Below are 16870 nucleotides of genomic sequence, written 5' to 3'. Positions count from 1 at the left end.
GACGATGGAGGAAATCGTGCCCGACTTCAACGACATCACCGAGAAGGCCAGCGACGCCGGCATCGACAAGGCCGGCGACGCCGTCGACCAGAAGACCGGCGGCAAGTTCGACGACAAGGTCGACAAGGGACAGCAGGCGGCCGACGAGAAGATCGGCGAGTGATGGTGATCTCCAAGCTCCACGACCTCGGCGTGAAGTCGGAGTGGGCCTACACCGCGGGCTTCGCCAGCATCGGCCTGTCCTTCCTGGCCTGGTACGTCTCCAAGGACAAGGAGGACGCCGGCATCGACCGCGCCGACCGGTGGGGGATCTTCATCGGCCACTGGGCGCCGACGTTCTTCGGCGTGGGCAACGCGCTCGCGTCGTACGAGAAGCGCTGAGCACCGCGTCGACGAGGTCGTCGAGGCCCTCCGGGAGTGCACAGGACCCCGCCTGACCGGCGCCTGTGGACAACCCGGGGGGCCTCGGCGCGTCTGCGCCTAGCGTGAGGCTCCGCCGATCGAGGGAGCCGTCGTGGAGACGTTGAGGGCAGTGGAGCAGGCGTTCGCCGCGTGGCTCGGCGACGAGCTCGGGCACCCCGCGGGCCACGACGTCGTGGCCGCCGTCGGCGCCTCGCGCCGAGACCTGCTGCGGCGACGGGGGGAGAGCCGCCCGGACCGGGTCGTCACGAGCCTGGACCCCGGCGACGTCGACCTCCTGATGGCCCAGGCGTGGGCGCGGGCGGAGGCCACCGGGACCGACCGGTCGGCCGAGACGGCCGCGACCTGCGCTCTGTGGCGGCGGTACGTGTCCTTCCTGCGCGCTCGCGGGCGCTGGACCGGTGCGGAGGACCGCACCGTCGACGACCTCCTGCGCCGACCGCCCCGGGACGGTCTGCTGGGGCGCGGGGCGCACACCCTGCGGACCCCACCCACCGCCGAGCTCGCGCGGTTGCAGCGCACCCGGCTGGTCCGGGACGCCGAGGACGTGCTGCGCGGCCGTGCTCCCGGCGACGCCGGACTGCGCGGGGTGCTGACCGACCTCGGCCTGCTGAGGGCCACCGGTGAGCGCGGTCCGCGGTGGGCGTCGTGGGACTCGCACGTCGCGGCGCACGCTGCGCAGGCGCGCCGACGGATCGTCGTGGCCGAGGTGGTCCGCGTCGTGCGCGCCGATCCGGCCGCCGGGTACGTCCTGGCGCTGAGCACCTCCGCCGAACCCGCCGACGTGGCCCTGGGTGGCCGGCTGCTGCGCGACCTCGTCACCGACGGCCGGCTGGCACCGCTGGTGGCCGGGGAGGTCCTGCCCGACCGGATCCCGTGGCGGATCGCGCGGGGGGCGCAGCCGGCGGTGCACGTGGGACTGACGCGCCTCGCGGACGACGGGCTGCTCGAGGGGGCGGCCGTCGGCGGTCTGGCCCTGGCCGGCTGAACGTTCGCCGGCCGCTCACCGGCCACGGTGGAGACGATCACGTCCGGGGTGACAGGCTGGGCCGGTGGCAGCTGACGACAGGCCCCTGGTGCACGAGTCCTACGCGCTCGGTGAGCGCGCGATGCAGGAGCTGCGCGGTCCCTTCACCGCGTGGCTGGACGAGAACGTCCAGGTCGACGAGGAGGTGGGCTCCGCCGCCGTCGTCGAGGCGCTGACGGTGGGCGCCGGCGGGCTGCTCGTGGTCCGCCCGGGCGCCTCGCTGACGCGGCTGACGCCGCCGGACGTCGAGGCCCTGGTCGAGCAGGTGATCCCGGCGATGGTCGAGGACACCGAGACCCCCGAACCCGACGAGATGGCCGAGGACCTGCAGGCCATCTGGTACCAGCTCCTGACCTTCCTCGGTGAGACCGGCCGCTGGCAGGGGTCGGCCGGCGACCTCGAGACGTGCCTGGTGCTGGTGGCCGGGGAGCCGCCGGAGATCACCGAGGTCCTCGCCGCGGCCGCCGAGACCGTCGAGGAGGGCGAGGAGGACGAGGCCGTCCTGGCCTCCTTCCCCGTCCGCGCGGCGCAGGCCGTCCTGGCGCACATCGGTGACGGCATCGAGGTCCCCGACGACGCCGAGCTCGCCGGCGACGACGTCACCGCGATCCTGGCCGCCTTCGAGCACCGCATCCCGATCACCGCCGACGACGAGGGCGAACCGCAGGACCTCGAGGACGTCCCGTGGTTGCGCCAGGTCGTGCTGACGATGCTGGACCTGGACCTGCTCGACGGCGAGGACGAGACGCTGCTGGCCCCCGGGCCGGAGGCCGACGGCTGGCTCGACCCGGCCCCCGAACCGCGCGAGATCCGGCGCCACCTCGTGGGCCGGTTCATCCTCGACGACCCCACGACCATCGAGGGCGGGTTCTCGATCGCTGACGCGGTGCTGCCGACGATCCTGGCCTCGGCGATGACCGGCAACCCGTTCGACGACGCCGCGCTGAACGACCTCGTCGACAGCGCCTCGGCCCTGGGCCCGGCGGCCGGCGTCGCCGTCGAGGAGCTGCGCGAGCGGCTGTCCGACCTCGCGGTCTTCGGCATCCTCAGCGAGTCCGCGCCCTGGACGGTGGCGCGCGGGTTCTGGCCCGCCATCGCCGCAGCGGCCGAGGAGGGCGAGGAGGACGACCCGTTCGGCGACCTGTTCGGCGACGGCGAACCGCACTGGCTGGAGAACGTCATGGGCCAGCTGGGCGTCGGCGACGACCAGATGCAGCAGATCCGCAACATCCTCGGCGGGCGGTAGGCCCCGCCGCGCTCCCGCCCGGGCCGAGGCGGGGGCGGGCGGTGACCCCGACGCAGGGCCGGGCTCAGGCGACGGTGACGGACCCGGCGAGGTCGCGGGGGCGGTCGACGTCGCGGCCCAGGGCGGTCGCGATGCCGCGGGCCAGGTGCTGCAACGCGACGACGGACTCCAGCGGGCCCCAGGCGTGCGGCTGCGGCTGGGGCAGGACGGGGAAGGCGCAGCCCGCGCCGAACCCCACGCGCAGCACCTCGGCTCCCCGGGCGGACACCTCGTGGACGACGGTGTCCACGGCGGCGGCCCCGTCCTCGACCACCACGACGGGCGTCCCGCGCTCGACCAGGGCCAGCGGCCCGTGCCGGAGCTCCCCGCAGGGGCAGCACCGGGCCCAGCGGTGGGTGAGCTCCTCCAGCTCCAGCGCCCCCTCCGCGGCGTAGGGCAGCGCCGCGCCGCGGGCGACGAACAGGAACCCCGGCCGGTCGCGCAGGTGACCGGCCCGGTCGGCCGCGCGGACCGTGGCGATCTCGCCGGCGTGCCGCAGGGCCTCCGGAACCGCGTCCAGTTCTGCGACCAGGGTCCCCAGCGCGCGGGCAGGCAGGGTGCCGCCGGCCGCCGACAGCGCCAGGAACACCCCGGCGAGCACCTGCGCGGTGAACGTCCTGGTCGCCGCGGCACCCGGTGCGGGGCCGACGCCGAGGTCGAACACCGCGTCGGCCCGCCGGGCGAGGGTGGAGCTCGCCGAGTTCGTCACGGCCAGCAACGGGCCGTCCACGTCCTCCAGGGCGCGCAGGACGTCGGTGGTCTCCCCGGACCGGGACAAGGCGATGGTCGTCTCCCCGGGCACCCGGTCGTCAGGGTCGTGCTCGGAGGCGGTGGTGACCTCGCAGTGGATCCGGCCGAGTCGGCGCAGCATCCGGGCGGCGACCTCGGCGGCGTGCCGCGAGGTCCCGCAGGCCAGGAAGCGGACCGCCGAGGGCACCGGCAGGCCGAGGCGGTCCCAGACCGTGCCGGCGGCGACGTCGGGCCGCCAGTCCTCCAGCAGGACCGCCGCGGCGTCGGCCTGTTCGGCGACCTCCCGCGCGGTGCGGTCCGGGTGGCCGGCGGTGCTCGTCCGCTCGGCCTCCCAGTGGGGACGGACCGCGGTGCGCTCGACCGGTCGGCCGCTGCCGTCGTACCAGTCCACCGTCTGCGCGACCTCGACGAGGTCGTCGTCGTGCAGGAACCGCACCTCCTCGCAGACGCCGACGAGGGCGACCACGTCGCTGGCGGCCACCACGCAGCGCGGACCGGTGCCCACGACGAGGGGGGAGCGGCGGCTGGTGAGGACGAGCGCGTCGTGGCCGGCGGCCAGGACGGCCAGCGCCCAGGAGCCGCGCAGCCGGCCGGTGGTGATGCGGACCGCGGCCTGCAGGTCCCAGCCCAGCGCGAGTTCGTCCTCGACCAGGTGGGCCACGACCTCGCTGTCGACGTCGGAGGTGAGCCGGTGACCGCGGGCCACGAGCAGGGCGGCGAGCTCGCCGGCGTTCTCGATGATGCCGTTGTGCACCAGGGTGACCCGGCCGGTGCAGTCGCAGTGCGGGTGGGCGTTCTCCTCGCTCACGCCCCCGTGCGTCGCCCACCGGGTGTGGCCGACGCCGGTCCGTGCACCCGGGGTGAGGGGTTCGGCCCGCAGCCGGAACTCCAGGTCCCGCAGCCGGCCCACCGCTCGGCGGCGCTCGACGGTGGGTGCGCCGGGGGACAGGACGGCCAGGCCCGCGGAGTCGTACCCGCGGTGCTCCAGCCGGTGCAGCCCGGCGAGCAGGACGTCGACCAGACCGGTCCCGTGGTCGCAACGGAACCCGTCCGGCGAGTCGGCCGAGCCGTTCGAGTCGTCGTACCTTCCAGCAACGATGCCGCACATCGCACGCCTCCACGGGGAACGTCCACGCCGGACGGTGGATTCGCGGGTCCGCCTCGACCCGGGGTCCGGCAGGGCACAGGACAGCACACGCGGCCCGGGGTTTCCGCCCTTGCGCAGGTCTGCGCCGAGACGTGGCACCACCCGTCGAGGGGCGGGAGCCGAACCCGTCCGGACCCCGTTCCACCGGCCCGGGTCCCGGATCCCCCGGCTCAGGAGGGGGCGAGGGTGGAGGGTCCGCCGGACAGGACCGCGGCGGCCAGCGCCCGGGAGGCGGGACGGTCCTGGGTCTTGGGGTTGGTCAGCAGGACCAGGTCGATCTGGCCCAGCTCGGGCAGCTTGTGCTGCGGCCCCAGGGCGACCAGCTGCACCGGCACCAGCGAACTGGCCAGGCACGAGACGCCGATCCCGGCCGAGACCGCCGCGATCAGCCCGTTCACGCCCCGGCACACGCACGCCGAGCGGTAGCCGACGCCGACCCGGTTCAGCGCCTCGTGCATGGCGTCGCCGCTGATCGAGGGGGAGGGGTAGACGACCAGCGGCACCGGCTGGCTGAGGTCCACGCGCGTGGAGGAGTTGCCGACCCAGACCAGCCGTTCGCGCTTGACGAGCTTGCCCTCGCCCGACCGCGGCGGGCGCTTGCCGATGAAGATGTCGAGCCGGTCGTTCTCCAGGCGGCGGTGCAGCGTGCCGGACTGGTCCACCGTCAGCTCGAGGTCGACGCGCGGGTTCTCGGTGCGGAAGTCGCGCAGGATCTGCGGCAGCCGGGTCAGGGCCAGGTCGTCGGACATCCCGATCCGCAGCCGGCCCACCGGCCGGGCGCCGGTGAAGTACGCCGCGGCCTGCTCGTGCGAGGCCAGGATCGAGCGGGCGAAACCGATCATGGCCTCCCCGTCGGGGGTGAGGGAGACCGAGTGGGTGTCGCGGTGCACCAGCTGGCGACCGACGGAGTCCTCCAGCTTGCGGACGTGCTGGCTGACGGTGGACTGCCGCACGCCGAGCCGCGCCGCCGCCTGGGTGAACGAGTGGGTCTGCGCCACGGCCAGGAACGTGCGCAGCTGGACGGGTTCGAAGGTCCCCGCCAACCCCGGGACCGCACTCATCCGACCCCCGCTCCGTCGCGGTCATCACGACACGTGATGACTGATAAGCCGCTTACCGAGCTGCACCCTACCCGGGTCGTCGCCGATGATGGTGACACACCGTCAGTGGCCCCAGGTCACCACCCGGCACCACCCACGGAACACGGTCAGTACGAGAGGCATCAGGTCAGTGACACCGGCAGCCGCCGAAGCCAGGGCAGAATCCACGAACACGACCAGTACCACCAAGGGACGCGCCACCTTCGCGGCCCTGCGCGTACGCAACTTCCGCACCTACGCCACCGGGCAGGCCTTCGCCAACACCGGCGTCTGGGTGCAGAACATCGCCCTGGACTGGCTGACCCTCGAACTCACCGGATCCCCGGCCGCCGTCGGCATCGCGATGGCGCTGCAGTTCCTGCCCATCCTGCTGTTCGGCATGTACGGCGGGATGATCGCCGACCGCTACCCCAAGCGGAACATCCTGCTGATCACCCAGCTGTGCAGCGCCGCGGTCGCCACGACCCTGGCCGTCCTGACGATCTCGGGGAACATCTCCGTCGGGGCCATCTACGCCCTCGCCGTCGTCGGCGGCTTCGTCGTCGCCCTCGACAACCCCACCCGGCAGTCCTTCGTCGGCGAAGTCGTCCCACCGCAGTACCTGCGCAACGCCGTCGCGCTGAACGCCGCCGTCTTCCAGACCACCCGCCTGGTGGGCCCGGCGCTGTCCAGCGTGCTCATCGGGACCGTCGGGACCGGCTGGGCGTTCGCCGTCAACGCCCTGCTCTACGTCGGGCCGACGATCACGCTGGCCTCGATGAACACCGCCGAACTGCAGCCGGCCACCGCGATCCCGCGCGCCAAGGGCCAGCTGCGCTCGGCGCTGCGCTACGTCGCCGACCGCCCGCACGTCGGCTGGACCATCGCCCTGGTCGGCGTCTTCGGCACCTTCGGGCTCAACTTCCCCGTCGTCCTGACCGCCATGGCGTCTGAGACGTTCCACGCCGGGGCCGGGATGTACGGCACGTTCAACATCGTCCTCGCCGTCGGCTCGATCGCCGGCGCCCTCATCGCCGGCGGTCGCAGCCACTCGCGGCTGCGGCTCATCCTGCTGCTCGGCGCCGCCTTCGGCGCCGCGCAGTCGCTCGCCGCCTTCGCCCCCAACCTGGGGACGTTCATGGTGATCCTGGTGGTCATGGGCGTCACCAACCTCGCCTTCCAGGCCATCGCGAACTCCTCGGTGCAGCTGTGGGTGGACCAGGAGTACCGCGGCCGCGTCATGGGCCTGTACGTCCTCGTCTTCATGGGGGGCACGCCCATCGGCGGCCCGATCATCGGCTGGATCACCGAGCACGCCGGCGTGCGGGCCGGGATGGCCGTCTGCGGTCTCGTGCCGCTCGCCGTCGCCGTGGCGATGGCCCTCGTCCTGGCCCTGCAGCCGGCCGTGGCGCGGCGGCGTGCGCACGCGGCGGCGCTCGCCCGCTGAGCACGGGCCCTCACCCGCGCCGGGCCACCGCGGCCAGCAGGTCGCGGTGGAACTCCGCCACGTCCACGGCCCGCCCGTCGACCGCGAGCGAGCCGTCCGCGACCTCCGCGTCCCCCACGACGGCGACGTGGGGGATCCGGCGCTCGCGGGCGTCCCGGACGCGGCGGGGCAGCGGCCCCTCGTCGTCGACCTCCACCCGCAGCCCGGTGAAGCGCCGGGCGAGGTCACGCGCGTGGGCGCCGTGGCGTGCGCCGCTGACGGGCAGGATCCGCAGCTGCACGGGGGACAGCCAGGTCGGCAACCACCCGCCGTCCAGTTCGAGCAGCACCGCGACCAGCCGCTCGATCGAACTCAGCAGGCCGCGGTGCACCATCACCGGCCGGTGCCGGCGGCCGTCCGGCCCCACGTACTCCAGGCCGAAGCGCTCGGGCTGGACGTGGTCGACCTGCACGGTCGACAGGGTCTCCTCCCGGCCGGCGGCGTCGGCGACCTGGACGTCGATCTTCGGTCCGTAGAACGCGGCCTCGCCGGGGGCCACGTCGTGCTCGCAGTCGCCGAGCGCCTCGCGCAACTGCCCCTCGGCGCGGCTCCACAGCTCGTCGTCGCCGAGGTAGGACCCGCCCGCGCCCCGGACGGACAACCGGAACCTGCTGATGGGGATCTTCAGCACGGCGTAGGCCTCGCGGACCGCCGACAGCGCCAGGCGCACCTCGTCGACGACCTGGTCGGGGCGGCAGAAGGAGTGCGCGTCGTCGAGGTTGATCTGCCGCACGCGGCGCAGGCCGACGAGCACGCCGGACAGTTCGCTGCGGAACATCGAGCCCAGTTCGGCGTAGCGGACCGGCAGGTCGCGGTAGCTGTGCGGGCGCGCGGCGTAGACCTGGGTGTGGTGGGGGCAGTTCGCGGGCCGCAGCACGTACTCCTCGTCCCCGACCCGCACCGGGGTGAACATGTCGGCGGCGAACTTCTGCCAGTGGCCGGACCGCTCGAACAGCTCCCGCTTGCCCAGCACGGGGGTGCTGACGCGGGCGCAACCGGTGCGCTGGGACAGCTCCAGGGCGAAGCGTTCCAGTTCGCCGCGCACGACGCCCCCGTCGGGCAGCCACAGCGGCAGGCCGGGCCCGACGAGCGGTGAGGTGTCGAACAGGCCGAGTTCTCGGCCGAGGCGGGAGTGGTCCACGGGTTCCTCCAGGAAGATCGGTGAGGGTCCCCGGGTGCACGAGAGGAGCCCCGGGGGAAACCCCCGGGGCTCGGACTCAGGTCAGCTCAGTGCTGGTCGCGACGCCGGGAGTGGTCCGGCGTCGTCGTGCGCGACTGGCAGCTGTTCACGTCGTCAGGGTGGCACGGCCGGACGGGGCCTGCCAAGCAGTTTCCTGCAGCGCCCGGCGCAGCGCGGTGGTGCCGAGCTGGGCCGACGTGCGGGCCACGGTCGAGGTGAGTGCGCGCTGGTAGCCGTGGAACGCGCCGGGGTGGACGTGCAGTTCGGTCGGGACGCCCGCCCGCACCAGCCGCCGTGCGTACTCGAGGTCCTCGTCGAGGAACAGGTCCAGGGAACCCACCTCCAGGAACGCCGGCGGCAGCCCGGACAGGTCCTGGGCGCGGGCCGCGGCGGCGTACGGCGAGACGTCGGGGCCACCGGGTGCGGTGCCGAGCAGGCACCGCCAGCCGAAGGCGTTCGCCTCCCGGGTCCAGACGAACTCGCCCGTCACCGGGTTCGGGTCGTCGGTCGTGACGGTGCGGTCGTCGAGCATCGGGAAGACGAGGAACTGGAAGGCCAGCGGCGGCCCGCCGCGGTCGCGGGCCAGCAACGCCAGGCACGCCGCCAGCCCACCGCCGGCGCTGCCGCCGCCGACGCCCACGCGAGCGGTGTCCACGCCGAGCTCGGCGGCGTTGTCGTGCACCCACCGCAGCGCCGTGAAGCAGTCCTCGACCGGTCCGGGATGGGGGTTCTCCGGCGCCAGCCCGTAGTCGACCGAGACGACGAGCATCCCGACGGCCCGGGCGTAGGAGGCCGTCTCGACCCGGTCCTCGTCGGCGCTGCCCAGGACGAAGCCGCCGCCGTGGATCCACAGCACCGCCGGGGCGGGGGTCGGCAGGTCCACGGGGCGGGTGAGGAGCAGCCGCAACGGTTCCCGGCCCGGGCGCGGTACCAGCACCTCGCGTTCCTGGACGTCGTCGGGCAGTTCGGGACGCGGTTGCGCCGCCGCCTCGGCGCGCATCGCCGGGAGTCCTTCCAGGCTCAGCTGCACGGGTGGCAGGACCTCGAGGGCAGCGACGAGTTCGGGGTCCAGCAGGTGCGACGTGTCCACGGGTCCTCCATCGGCTGCGCGGGTCGGACGGTTGTCTACCAGCTCGGCCGGGGACCGGCCAGGTGTGCTCGCGGATCGGGGATGATGGCCGGGTGCCCGAGCAGAGTTCCTCGACCATGCGCTCCCTGGACCGCAGTCTCGACGTCCTGGACGCCCTGCAGCGGGCGCAGGGGCCGCTGCGGCTGAGCGACGTCGCGCAGAGCACGGGCCTGACCCTGCCGACGGCCTCGCGCATCCTCGCCAGCCTGCAGGCGCGGGGCTACGTGGCCTCCGAGGGGCGCCGGTTCCGGATCGGCCCCTCGGTGCTGGCGGCGGCGCACTCCTTCCTCGTCAACGACCGGCTCGTCGGCGGCGCCCGGCCGATCATGCAGGAACTGGCCGCCGAGACCGACCTGACCTGCTCGCTGTACGAGCGGGTGGGTTTCGACCGGGTCCTGGTGGCCCGTGTCGACGGCCGGTGGCCGCTGCGCTACGAACTGCCCATCGGCCGGCGGTTGCCGCTGCACCTGGGGGCCGGCAAGGCGATCGCGGTGGACCTCACCGCCGACGAACTCGCCGGGCTGGCCGCCCACCTCGAGCGGTTCCCCGACGCCAGCGGGGTCGCGTTCGACGTCGATCCGCTGCAGCGGGACCTCGACGCCCTGCGGCGCACCGGCTACCACATCTCGGTCAGCGAGCGGGCGGTCGGCGTCATCGCCCTGAGCGTTCCCGTGCGCACCCGCGCAGGCGAACTCCTCGGCGCCCTGTCGATCGCCGGCCCGGTCGAGCAGAAGTCCCGGGAGGAACTGCAGGGCCGGGCCGGCGAGGTCCTGCGCGCAGCCTCGGCGATCGCGGAGGCGTGGTCGCGGGGACTGTGACTCACGCGGGCTGGGAGGCGCCGTTCTCCTCGTGGGTCTCCCGGGCCGCAGCCGGTTCCCGGCGGTAGCTGAGGACGAAGGCCAGCAGCCCGGCGACGCTGGCGGAGACCATCGTCGGCGGGCCGACGACCTCGGGAACCACCTCCAGCCAGTCGCCGTGGCCCAGGACGATGGCGACCACCTGGGCGCCGACCAGGACCAGACCACCGAGGACGAGCAGCAGGGTCGCCAGGGTGAAGGTGAAACGCAGAACTCGGGTCATCGTCGAACTCGCCTTCGAGTCGCAGGGCAGCGGTCAGATCGGCAGGACGCCGAGGGTGATGAGCACGCCGATCGCCAGGATCGGCAGGCAGAAGTACCCGACCAGGGGTTTGAAGGTCCTGCCGGGGTCGGCGCCGGCGATGCCGCTGGCGACGTAGATCGGTGCCGCCGACGGGGGAGAAGCCCCCTCGGTCGAGGCGAACACCAGGACGGCCGAGGCCGCGACGGGAGCCGGAACCCCTGCACCCACGAGCGTGGCGACGGCGACCGGGCCGATGGCGGCCATCGTCGCCGAACCCGTCAGTGGGATCGCGACGGCCACGACCAGGACGCCGACGCAGATCGCCAGCACCCACAGCGGCGCGTCGAGCCGGCCGAGCAGCGAGGCCAGCTGCGCGGGCAGCCCCAGCGAGGCCAGCGCCCCCGAGGCGGCGAACGCCGCCACGATCGTCACGCCGACGACACCGATGCGCGGGGCGCTGTCGCCGAGCAGCGCCCACCACTGGGCGGGCCGTTTCGGCAGCGCGTCACGGCCGAGGACCGCGACCAGGACGATCAGCAGGACGGGGATCCACAGGACCAGGCTGATCGCGTCGCCGACGTCGACCCCGGTCCAGGAGTTCAGCGCACGGCCCGTCGGCCCGAGCGTCAGCAGCACCGGGACGGCGATCGCGACGAGCAGCAGCAGCGACGTCCAGCCGACGCCGAAGCTGCGGCGCACGGGCAGCAGGTCGGCGGGGTCCATGGCCTGGATGCCGTGCCGGCGCACGATGACGAACGCCGCGGCCAGCCGGTACACCAGGCACCAGGCACCGGCGATGAACAACGGGACGACGATCTCGTCGGCCGACATGAGCTGGCTGACGCCGGCGGAGCCGACGAGGATGAACATGGTCCCGCTGAACGGGAACGTGATGCCCATGCCCGCGCAGCCCGCGACGACCGTGGCCGACATGTGCGGGCTGACGCCGGAACGCTTCATCCACGGGATGGTGATGGAACCCACCGCGGCCGTGACGGCCGCGCCGATGTGGGCGATGGCGGCGAACGCGGCCCCGCCCAGGATGCTGGTGTACACGGGGCCGCCGCGGACCCGGCCCAGCAGGGAGTTCAAGATGTCGATGAGCCGCAACAGGATCGGTGTCCGGCTCATGAGGTGGCTGGCCACCACGAACGCGATCGCGGCGTAGGTGACCTCCTCCTGCATGGCCTCGGTGACGGATTCGGCCAGGACGTGGAACACGTCGCGGCCCGCGAAGGCGACGGTCACCAGCAGGCCGACGAGCATGGCCTCGCCGATGTTGCGCTTGAGGACGGCGTTCCAGACGATGATCGAGGAGATGTAGGCGCCCAGCGCCCAGATCGCGATCACCGTGGCGCGCCGCTCGCGACGATGGCCGCGCGGCGGCGGGTCTCGTCGGCCTGCACGGCCCGGGCAGCCCGCAACGTGGCCTCGGCCTCGGCGGCGGGAACCACGACGACACCGTCCGGGTCGCCGACGACGAGGTCGCCGCGGTTCACCACGACACCGCCGACGGCGACGGGGCGGCCCGCCCAGCCGGGCCCGTTCTTGTACGGGCCGGCCGGGGAGGACCCCAGGGCCCAGACCGGGAAACCGAGGTGCTGGAGTTCCTCGACGTCGCGGACCGCGCCGTCGATCACCATGCCGCGGATGCCCTTGACGCGGGCGCGTTCGGCGATGAGTTCGCCCATGAGGGCGCGGTCGGGGTCACCCTGCCCGTCGACGACCAGGACGTCGCCAGGCTGGGCGACGTCGAGGGCGGCGAGGATGCCGATGTTCTCGCCCTTGCGGCAGAACACCGGCAGCGCGCGGCCGACGACGCGGGCGCCGGGCCACACGGCGTGGATCCGCCCGGCCACCAGGCCGAGCCGGTCGCGGGCGTCGCCGACGTTGGCGACGGGGACGTCGGCGTAGGCGGCCAGGAGCCCGTCCTCCAGCCGCTGCTCGTCGCGGGTGGCGCCCAGGTGCAGGTCGGCGTTCGCGAGCGTCATCGTCGGGCAGACGCCCAGGTCGCGCAGCATCTGGGCGGCGGCCTGCGACTCGTGGCTGCGCCGGACGCCGTGCTTGACGGTGCCGGTGGCGAGCCGGTCCATCCAGGCGGCACCGCCGGCGAGCTGGCCGGCGACCTGGTCGCGGACCCAGTCCAGGTCGCCCGCGGCCTCGCCCGCGGCCAGGGCCTCGACGACGAGGGCGCCGAGGCCCTTCATGAACACGCTGCGCAGCAGTTTGCGTTGCGCCGCCGCGCCGGCCTCGGCCTCGAGGACCTCGACCTCCGCCCCGAGCGCGCCGAACGCCTCGGCGGTGGCGGCCGCGCCGGTTCCGGAGACCACCAGCGCCGTGCGGGCGCCACCTTCGGGGACCGAACCCACCACGGCGACGTCGGCGAACGGGACGTCGACGGCGGCGGCCGCGGCGGCCAGCCGGCGCTTCAGGGCCGGGGCCGCGGAGTTCATCTCCACGAAGACCGCGCCCGGCCGCAGGTGGGGCAGCGCGGCGGTCAGGACCGACTCGGCGTGGGCGGCCCCGGTGAGCCCGAGGACGATCTGCGCGTCGGCCACCGCGGCGGCGACGCTGTCGGCGCGCTGCGCGCCGTCGGGGGTGGGGACGTCCGCGGGATCGAAACCCACGACGGACCGGCCCGCGGTCAGGAAGCCCTGGGCGTACAACGACCCGGCCTCACCCAGACCCAGAACGGCGACGGTCATCGACTACCTCCTCGTAGTGTCACTTCCACTTTCACGGTGTGGAAGCTTGTTGCGTCTGGAGATAGTGTGTGGTCCGGCTCACCTCGAGGTCAACCCAGAACGACGGAAGCGGTGACCCCGTCCGGCGTGGGCCGGCGGGATCACCGCTCGTGAGTGGCTGTCGGGAGCCGCTGCTCACCGGTCCAGGACGCGCACCGTCGCCGACCCGTCCGTGCGGACCTCGCGGTACGGCTCGGTGGGGAAGACCAGCTGGGTCACCGACGAGGGGCCGGCGAGCAGTTCCAGCGAGCACCGGTCGAGGAACAGGTCGAACCCCTCGACGCCCTCGGGCAGCGCGACCCGCGTCTCGCGCGCGAACTCCTCGTGGAAGTCCACGATCCCCGACCGGCGCCGGTCCACGACGAGTTCCCCGGACTCCACCGCGATCCGCAGGACGTCCTGCCCCGCGCCGAACTCCCAGGAGGCGTCCCCGGAGAAACCGCACCGCACCAGGCACGCCGTCGGCAGGTCGGTCACCTCGCGGGTGAACACCGAGGTGACCTCGGGCGAGAACGTCTGCACCAGCGTCGGCTCGCCGCCCTGCCGGGCGAGGGCGAGGTCGCGCGGCAGGGTCATCGCCCCCCGCCAGGGCCCGGTGGGCGTGCTGCCGGCGTAGGTGGGTTGCGCCATCCAGCCCAGCAGGACCCGGCGGTCGTCGGGGGCGTCGGTCCACGTCGCCACGGCGTACACGTCGGGGCCGGTGTCGAACGAGCGGGCGGGGCCACCCTGGAACCGCTCCCCGTCGAACGTCCCGACGCGGTACTCGACCCGCGAACCCGTCGCGTCCTGCACGCTCAGCAGCAGCACCCAGTGCGTCTGCCCGTCCAGGAGGAGCGGGAACAGGTCCGGGCACTCCCAGATCCCGACCCCGGGTTCGTCGGAGAAGCTGCCGACCTGCGTCCAGGTGCGCAGGTCGTCGGAGGAGTGCACGAGCAGCGTCCGCTCGTCGGCCTCGACCGAGACCATCCGCCAGGAACCGCCGTACCGGAACACCTTGGGATCGCGGAAACCCGTCGACCCGCGGTCCAGGACCGGGTTCGCCGCGTCCTTGACGAAGGTGGTCCCGTCCTCGCTCCACGCCAGGGACTGCGCCTGGATCCCGTCGTCGTAGGCGCTCGTGTAGACCGCGGCGATCCGGCCCTCGTGGACGACGGCGCTGCCGGAGAAGATCGCCTCCGGTCCCTCGTGGCCGATCGCCAGCGGCTGGTGCTGCCAGTGCAGCAGGTCCGCGGACGTCGCGTGGCCCCAGGACATGTTCCCCCACACCGACCCGTGCGGGTTGTTCTGGAAGAACAGGTGCCACACCCCGTCGTGGAACAGCAACCCGTTGGGGTCGTTCAGCCAGGTGTCCCGGGCGGTGAAGTGCGCCAGCGGGCGGAAGTCGGGCTCCTGCATCGTCACCCCACCGATCATGCCGTGGCCAGGAGGGCGGCGAGCAGTGCGGTGCGTTGCAGCAGTCCCGAGACCGTCGCGTGCTCGGAGCGGGCGTGCGCGCCGCCGCCGACCGCGCCGAGCCCGTCCAGCACCGCGGCACCGGCGGCGGAGGCGAAGTTGCCGTCGCTGGCACCGCCCACGGCGATCTCGCCGAGCTCGAACCCCAGCCCGGCGGCCAGGTCGCGGGCGCGTTCGTAGACGGCGGCGGTGCCGGGCGTGCGGGCCATCACGGGACGGTTCCAGCGGCCCGTGACCTCGCAGGTGACCCGGTCGTCGCCGGTGTCCAGCGTCGCCAGGACCTCGTCGATGCGGTGCTGTTCGGCCGGGTCGGCCACGCGGACGTCCAGGCCGGCCCAGGCCTTGCCGGGGGTGACGTTCGGGCGGGTGCCCCCGCTCACGACGCCGACGTTGACCGAGGTGCCGGCGGACAGGTCGGTGGCGGCGTGCAGCTGCTGGACGACCCGCGCCAGCGCCAGGACCGCGCTGGCCCCGGCCGTCGGGTCCAGCCCGGCGTGCGCCTCGACGCCGGTGAGGTGGACCTGGAACAGGCCGACGCCCTTGCGCGCGGTCTTCACCGTCCCGCCGGGCCCGCTGGCCTCCAGGACCAGGACCTCGGCGGCCGTGGGAGCGATGCGCCGGATGACGTCCTGGGCGACGGGGGAGCCGACCTCCTCGTCGCCGCCCAGCAGCAACCGCACCGAGCGGCGGGGGACGTCGAAGTGCTGCAGCGCCTTGCACGCCCAGACGAACTGGGCCAGGCCGGACTTCATGTCGAAGACGCCGGGGCCGCGCAGCACGTCGCCGTCGAGGCTGAACGGGAATTCGGCCAGGGTGCCCAGCGGCCAGACGGTGTCGTAGTGGGCCAGGACGACGACGGGGTCGCCGGGCAGGTCGCCGGGCAGGTCCAGGACCACGACGTCACCGTGGTCGCCGCCGTCGGTGACCTCCCGCCCGGCCGGTGCGCCGAGGTGGCGGGCGATCCAGTCCTCGACGAAGGCCAGTCCGCGCTGCAGGGCGGCGCGGTCGTCGGAGGGGGTCTCGACCTCGACGTAGGCGCGCACCTCCTGCAGCACCTCGTCCCGGTGGTCCGCGATCCACGCGGTGAGGTCGGCGGCGGGTGTGCTCAGCGGCCAGCTCGTCACCGGGCCCATCCTGCCGTGACCGGGTGCCCTCGGCGCTGGATCGCCGGATGCGGCGGTGGCAGGATCCGGGCGGTGGGGACCTCGCGGTGCGAGCGGTTCGGCGGGTGGCGGGTGGTCGTCACCGGCGCCGGCCACGGCATCGGCCGCGCCTGCGCGCAGCGGCTGGCGGAGGAGGGCGCGCGCGTCGCGCTCCTCGACCTCGACGTCGACGCAGCCCGCGCGGTGCTGCCGACCCTGGCGACACCCCCGGGGGACGGGCACAGCGCCCACGCCGTCGACGTCCTCGACCCCACGTCCGTCGACGCCGCCTTCGCCGGGCTCGAGGTCGACGCCCTCGTCCACACCGCCGGAGGCGCCCTCCCGCAGCGCCCCCTGGAGGAGTCGCCGGACGAGGAGTGGGTCGCCAACCTCGACCTGAACCTCCTGGGAGCGGTGCGTTGCTGCCGGGCCGCGCTGCCCGCGCTGCGCCGCAGCCCGCGCGGGCCCTCGATCGTGCTGGTGAGCTCGATCAACGCGCTCGCCGGGATCGGGGACGAGGCCTACTCCGCGGCCAAGGCGGGGCTCGGAGCCCTGGCGCGCGACCTCACCGCCACCCACGCCCGGGACGGGATCCGCTGCAACGTGGTGGCGCCCGGGACGATCCGCACGCGGGTCTGGGACGACCGGCCCGGGATGCCGGACGCGTGGGCCGGTCGGTACCCCCTGGGGCGGGTGGGTGAACCGGGGGACGTCGCCGGTGCCGTCGCGTTCCTCGCCTCCGGCGATGCCGCGTGGATCACGGGGCACACGCTGCCCGTCGACGGGGGGTACCTCGCCAACGTCTTCTGAGGCGGGCCGGGGGGGGGGGGGGGGGGGGGGGGGGGGGGGGGGGGGGGGGGGGGGGGGGGGGGGGGGGGGGGGGGGGGGGGGGGGGGGGGGGGGGGGGGGGGGGGGGGGGGGGGGGGGG

General features: G+C 74.2%; 16 protein-coding genes. 7 read left to right on the top strand and 9 right to left on the bottom strand.

The window, feature by feature from the left end; translation table 11 throughout:
* Positions 1–16 precede the first annotated feature (16 nt).
* From ACRYR2_RS22410 to ACRYR2_RS22395, 4 genes are all read left to right on the top strand, one after another.
* Positions 17–163 carry an antitoxin gene (locus ACRYR2_RS22410; protein WP_432565110.1) on the top strand — a complete coding sequence of 49 codons (147 nt, stop codon included), beginning with the start codon at positions 17–19 and terminating at the stop codon, positions 161–163.
* A 2-nt stretch (positions 164–165) separates the two neighbouring features.
* On the top strand, positions 166–381 hold the full coding sequence (locus ACRYR2_RS22405; RefSeq protein ID WP_432565109.1) for a hypothetical protein: 216 nt from the start codon (positions 166–168) through the stop codon (positions 379–381).
* Between the two features lie 133 nt (positions 382–514).
* Entirely contained in the window at positions 515–1408 is an 894-nt protein-coding gene (locus ACRYR2_RS22400; protein WP_432565108.1) for a hypothetical protein, read from the top strand.
* A gap of 64 nt (positions 1409–1472) precedes the next feature.
* Positions 1473–2693: a hypothetical protein gene (locus ACRYR2_RS22395; protein ID WP_432565107.1), complete on the top strand. Its 1221-nt coding sequence runs from the start codon at positions 1473–1475 to the stop codon at positions 2691–2693.
* A 64-nt stretch (positions 2694–2757) separates the two neighbouring features.
* Here ACRYR2_RS22395 and glmS read toward each other — a convergent pair whose 3' ends face one another.
* The gene (gene glmS / locus ACRYR2_RS22390) at positions 2758–4590 is read right to left on the bottom strand and encodes a glutamine--fructose-6-phosphate transaminase (isomerizing) (protein ID WP_432565106.1); all 1833 of its coding nucleotides are present in this window, start codon (positions 4588–4590) and stop codon (positions 2758–2760) included.
* A 209-nt stretch (positions 4591–4799) separates the two neighbouring features.
* Positions 4800–5690 (bottom strand): LysR family transcriptional regulator, encoded by an 891-nt coding sequence (locus ACRYR2_RS22385; RefSeq protein ID WP_432565105.1) that lies wholly within the window; start codon positions 5688–5690, stop codon positions 4800–4802.
* Between the two features lie 169 nt (positions 5691–5859).
* On the opposite strand from ACRYR2_RS22385, the gene ACRYR2_RS22380 reads away from it, so the two are divergent.
* Positions 5860–7155, top strand: coding sequence for an MFS transporter (locus ACRYR2_RS22380; protein WP_432565104.1), 1296 nt, complete (start codon positions 5860–5862; stop codon positions 7153–7155).
* A 10-nt stretch (positions 7156–7165) separates the two neighbouring features.
* Here the strand turns inward: ACRYR2_RS22380 and thrS are convergent, their stop codons facing one another.
* Together thrS and ACRYR2_RS22370 are read right to left on the bottom strand one after the other, a co-directional pair.
* Positions 7166–8335, bottom strand: coding sequence for a threonine--tRNA ligase (thrS, locus tag ACRYR2_RS22375; protein WP_432565103.1), 1170 nt, complete (start codon positions 8333–8335; stop codon positions 7166–7168).
* A gap of 145 nt (positions 8336–8480) precedes the next feature.
* Entirely contained in the window at positions 8481–9464 is a 984-nt protein-coding gene (locus ACRYR2_RS22370) for an alpha/beta hydrolase (RefSeq protein ID WP_432565102.1), read from the bottom strand.
* A 92-nt stretch (positions 9465–9556) separates the two neighbouring features.
* Here ACRYR2_RS22370 and ACRYR2_RS22365 point away from each other — a divergent pair, with 92 nt between their 5' ends.
* Complete coding sequence (locus ACRYR2_RS22365) at positions 9557–10321, top strand: IclR family transcriptional regulator (protein WP_432565101.1); 765 nt, start codon at positions 9557–9559, stop codon at positions 10319–10321.
* A 1-nt stretch (position 10322) separates the two neighbouring features.
* Here ACRYR2_RS22365 and ACRYR2_RS22360 read toward each other — a convergent pair whose 3' ends face one another.
* The 5 genes from ACRYR2_RS22360 to ACRYR2_RS22340 form a co-directional block, all read right to left on the bottom strand.
* Positions 10323–10583, bottom strand: coding sequence for a hypothetical protein (locus ACRYR2_RS22360; RefSeq protein WP_432565100.1), 261 nt, complete (start codon positions 10581–10583; stop codon positions 10323–10325).
* Positions 10584–10616: 33 nt separating this feature from the next.
* Positions 10617–11954, bottom strand: a complete 1338-nt coding sequence (locus ACRYR2_RS22355) for a TRAP transporter large permease subunit (protein WP_432565099.1) — start codon at positions 11952–11954, stop codon at positions 10617–10619.
* Positions 11951–13309, bottom strand: a complete 1359-nt coding sequence (locus ACRYR2_RS22350) for an RraA family protein (protein WP_432565098.1) — start codon at positions 13307–13309, stop codon at positions 11951–11953. The genes ACRYR2_RS22355 and ACRYR2_RS22350 overlap by 4 nt, the downstream gene beginning before the upstream one ends.
* A 174-nt stretch (positions 13310–13483) precedes the next feature.
* Positions 13484–14743, bottom strand: coding sequence for a glycoside hydrolase family 32 protein (locus tag ACRYR2_RS22345; protein ID WP_432565131.1), 1260 nt, complete (start codon positions 14741–14743; stop codon positions 13484–13486).
* Between the two features lie 14 nt (positions 14744–14757).
* Positions 14758–15924 carry a M20 family metallopeptidase gene (locus ACRYR2_RS22340; protein ID WP_432565097.1) on the bottom strand — a complete coding sequence of 389 codons (1167 nt, stop codon included), beginning with the start codon at positions 15922–15924 and terminating at the stop codon, positions 14758–14760.
* 72 nt (positions 15925–15996) lie between these two features.
* Between ACRYR2_RS22340 and ACRYR2_RS22335 the strand changes: the two genes are divergently transcribed.
* Positions 15997–16752 carry an SDR family NAD(P)-dependent oxidoreductase gene (locus ACRYR2_RS22335; RefSeq protein ID WP_432565096.1) on the top strand — a complete coding sequence of 252 codons (756 nt, stop codon included), beginning with the start codon at positions 15997–15999 and terminating at the stop codon, positions 16750–16752.
* Positions 16753–16870: the final 118 nt, after the last annotated feature.

The organism is Kineococcus deserti, from assembly GCF_050871945.1.
Classification (GTDB): domain Bacteria; phylum Actinomycetota; class Actinomycetes; order Actinomycetales; family Kineococcaceae; genus Kineococcus.
Note: the sequence above shows the minus strand (reverse complement) of the source record. Positions and strands in the feature narration are given on the sequence as shown.

Excerpts from the sequence above, each read along its gene's own strand:
- glmS (WP_432565106.1), bottom strand. The coding sequence starts at position 4,590 with ATGTGCGGCATCGTTGCTGGAAGGTACGACGACTCGAACGGCTCGGCC.
- ACRYR2_RS22385 (WP_432565105.1), bottom strand. The coding sequence starts at position 5,690 with ATGAGTGCGGTCCCGGGGTTGGCGGGGACCTTCGAACCCGTCCAGCTG.
- ACRYR2_RS22360 (WP_432565100.1), bottom strand. The coding sequence starts at position 10,583 with ATGACCCGAGTTCTGCGTTTCACCTTCACCCTGGCGACCCTGCTGCTC.
- ACRYR2_RS22350 (WP_432565098.1), bottom strand. The coding sequence starts at position 13,309 with ATGACCGTCGCCGTTCTGGGTCTGGGTGAGGCCGGGTCGTTGTACGCC.
- ACRYR2_RS22345 (WP_432565131.1), bottom strand. The coding sequence starts at position 14,743 with ATGCAGGAGCCCGACTTCCGCCCGCTGGCGCACTTCACCGCCCGGGAC.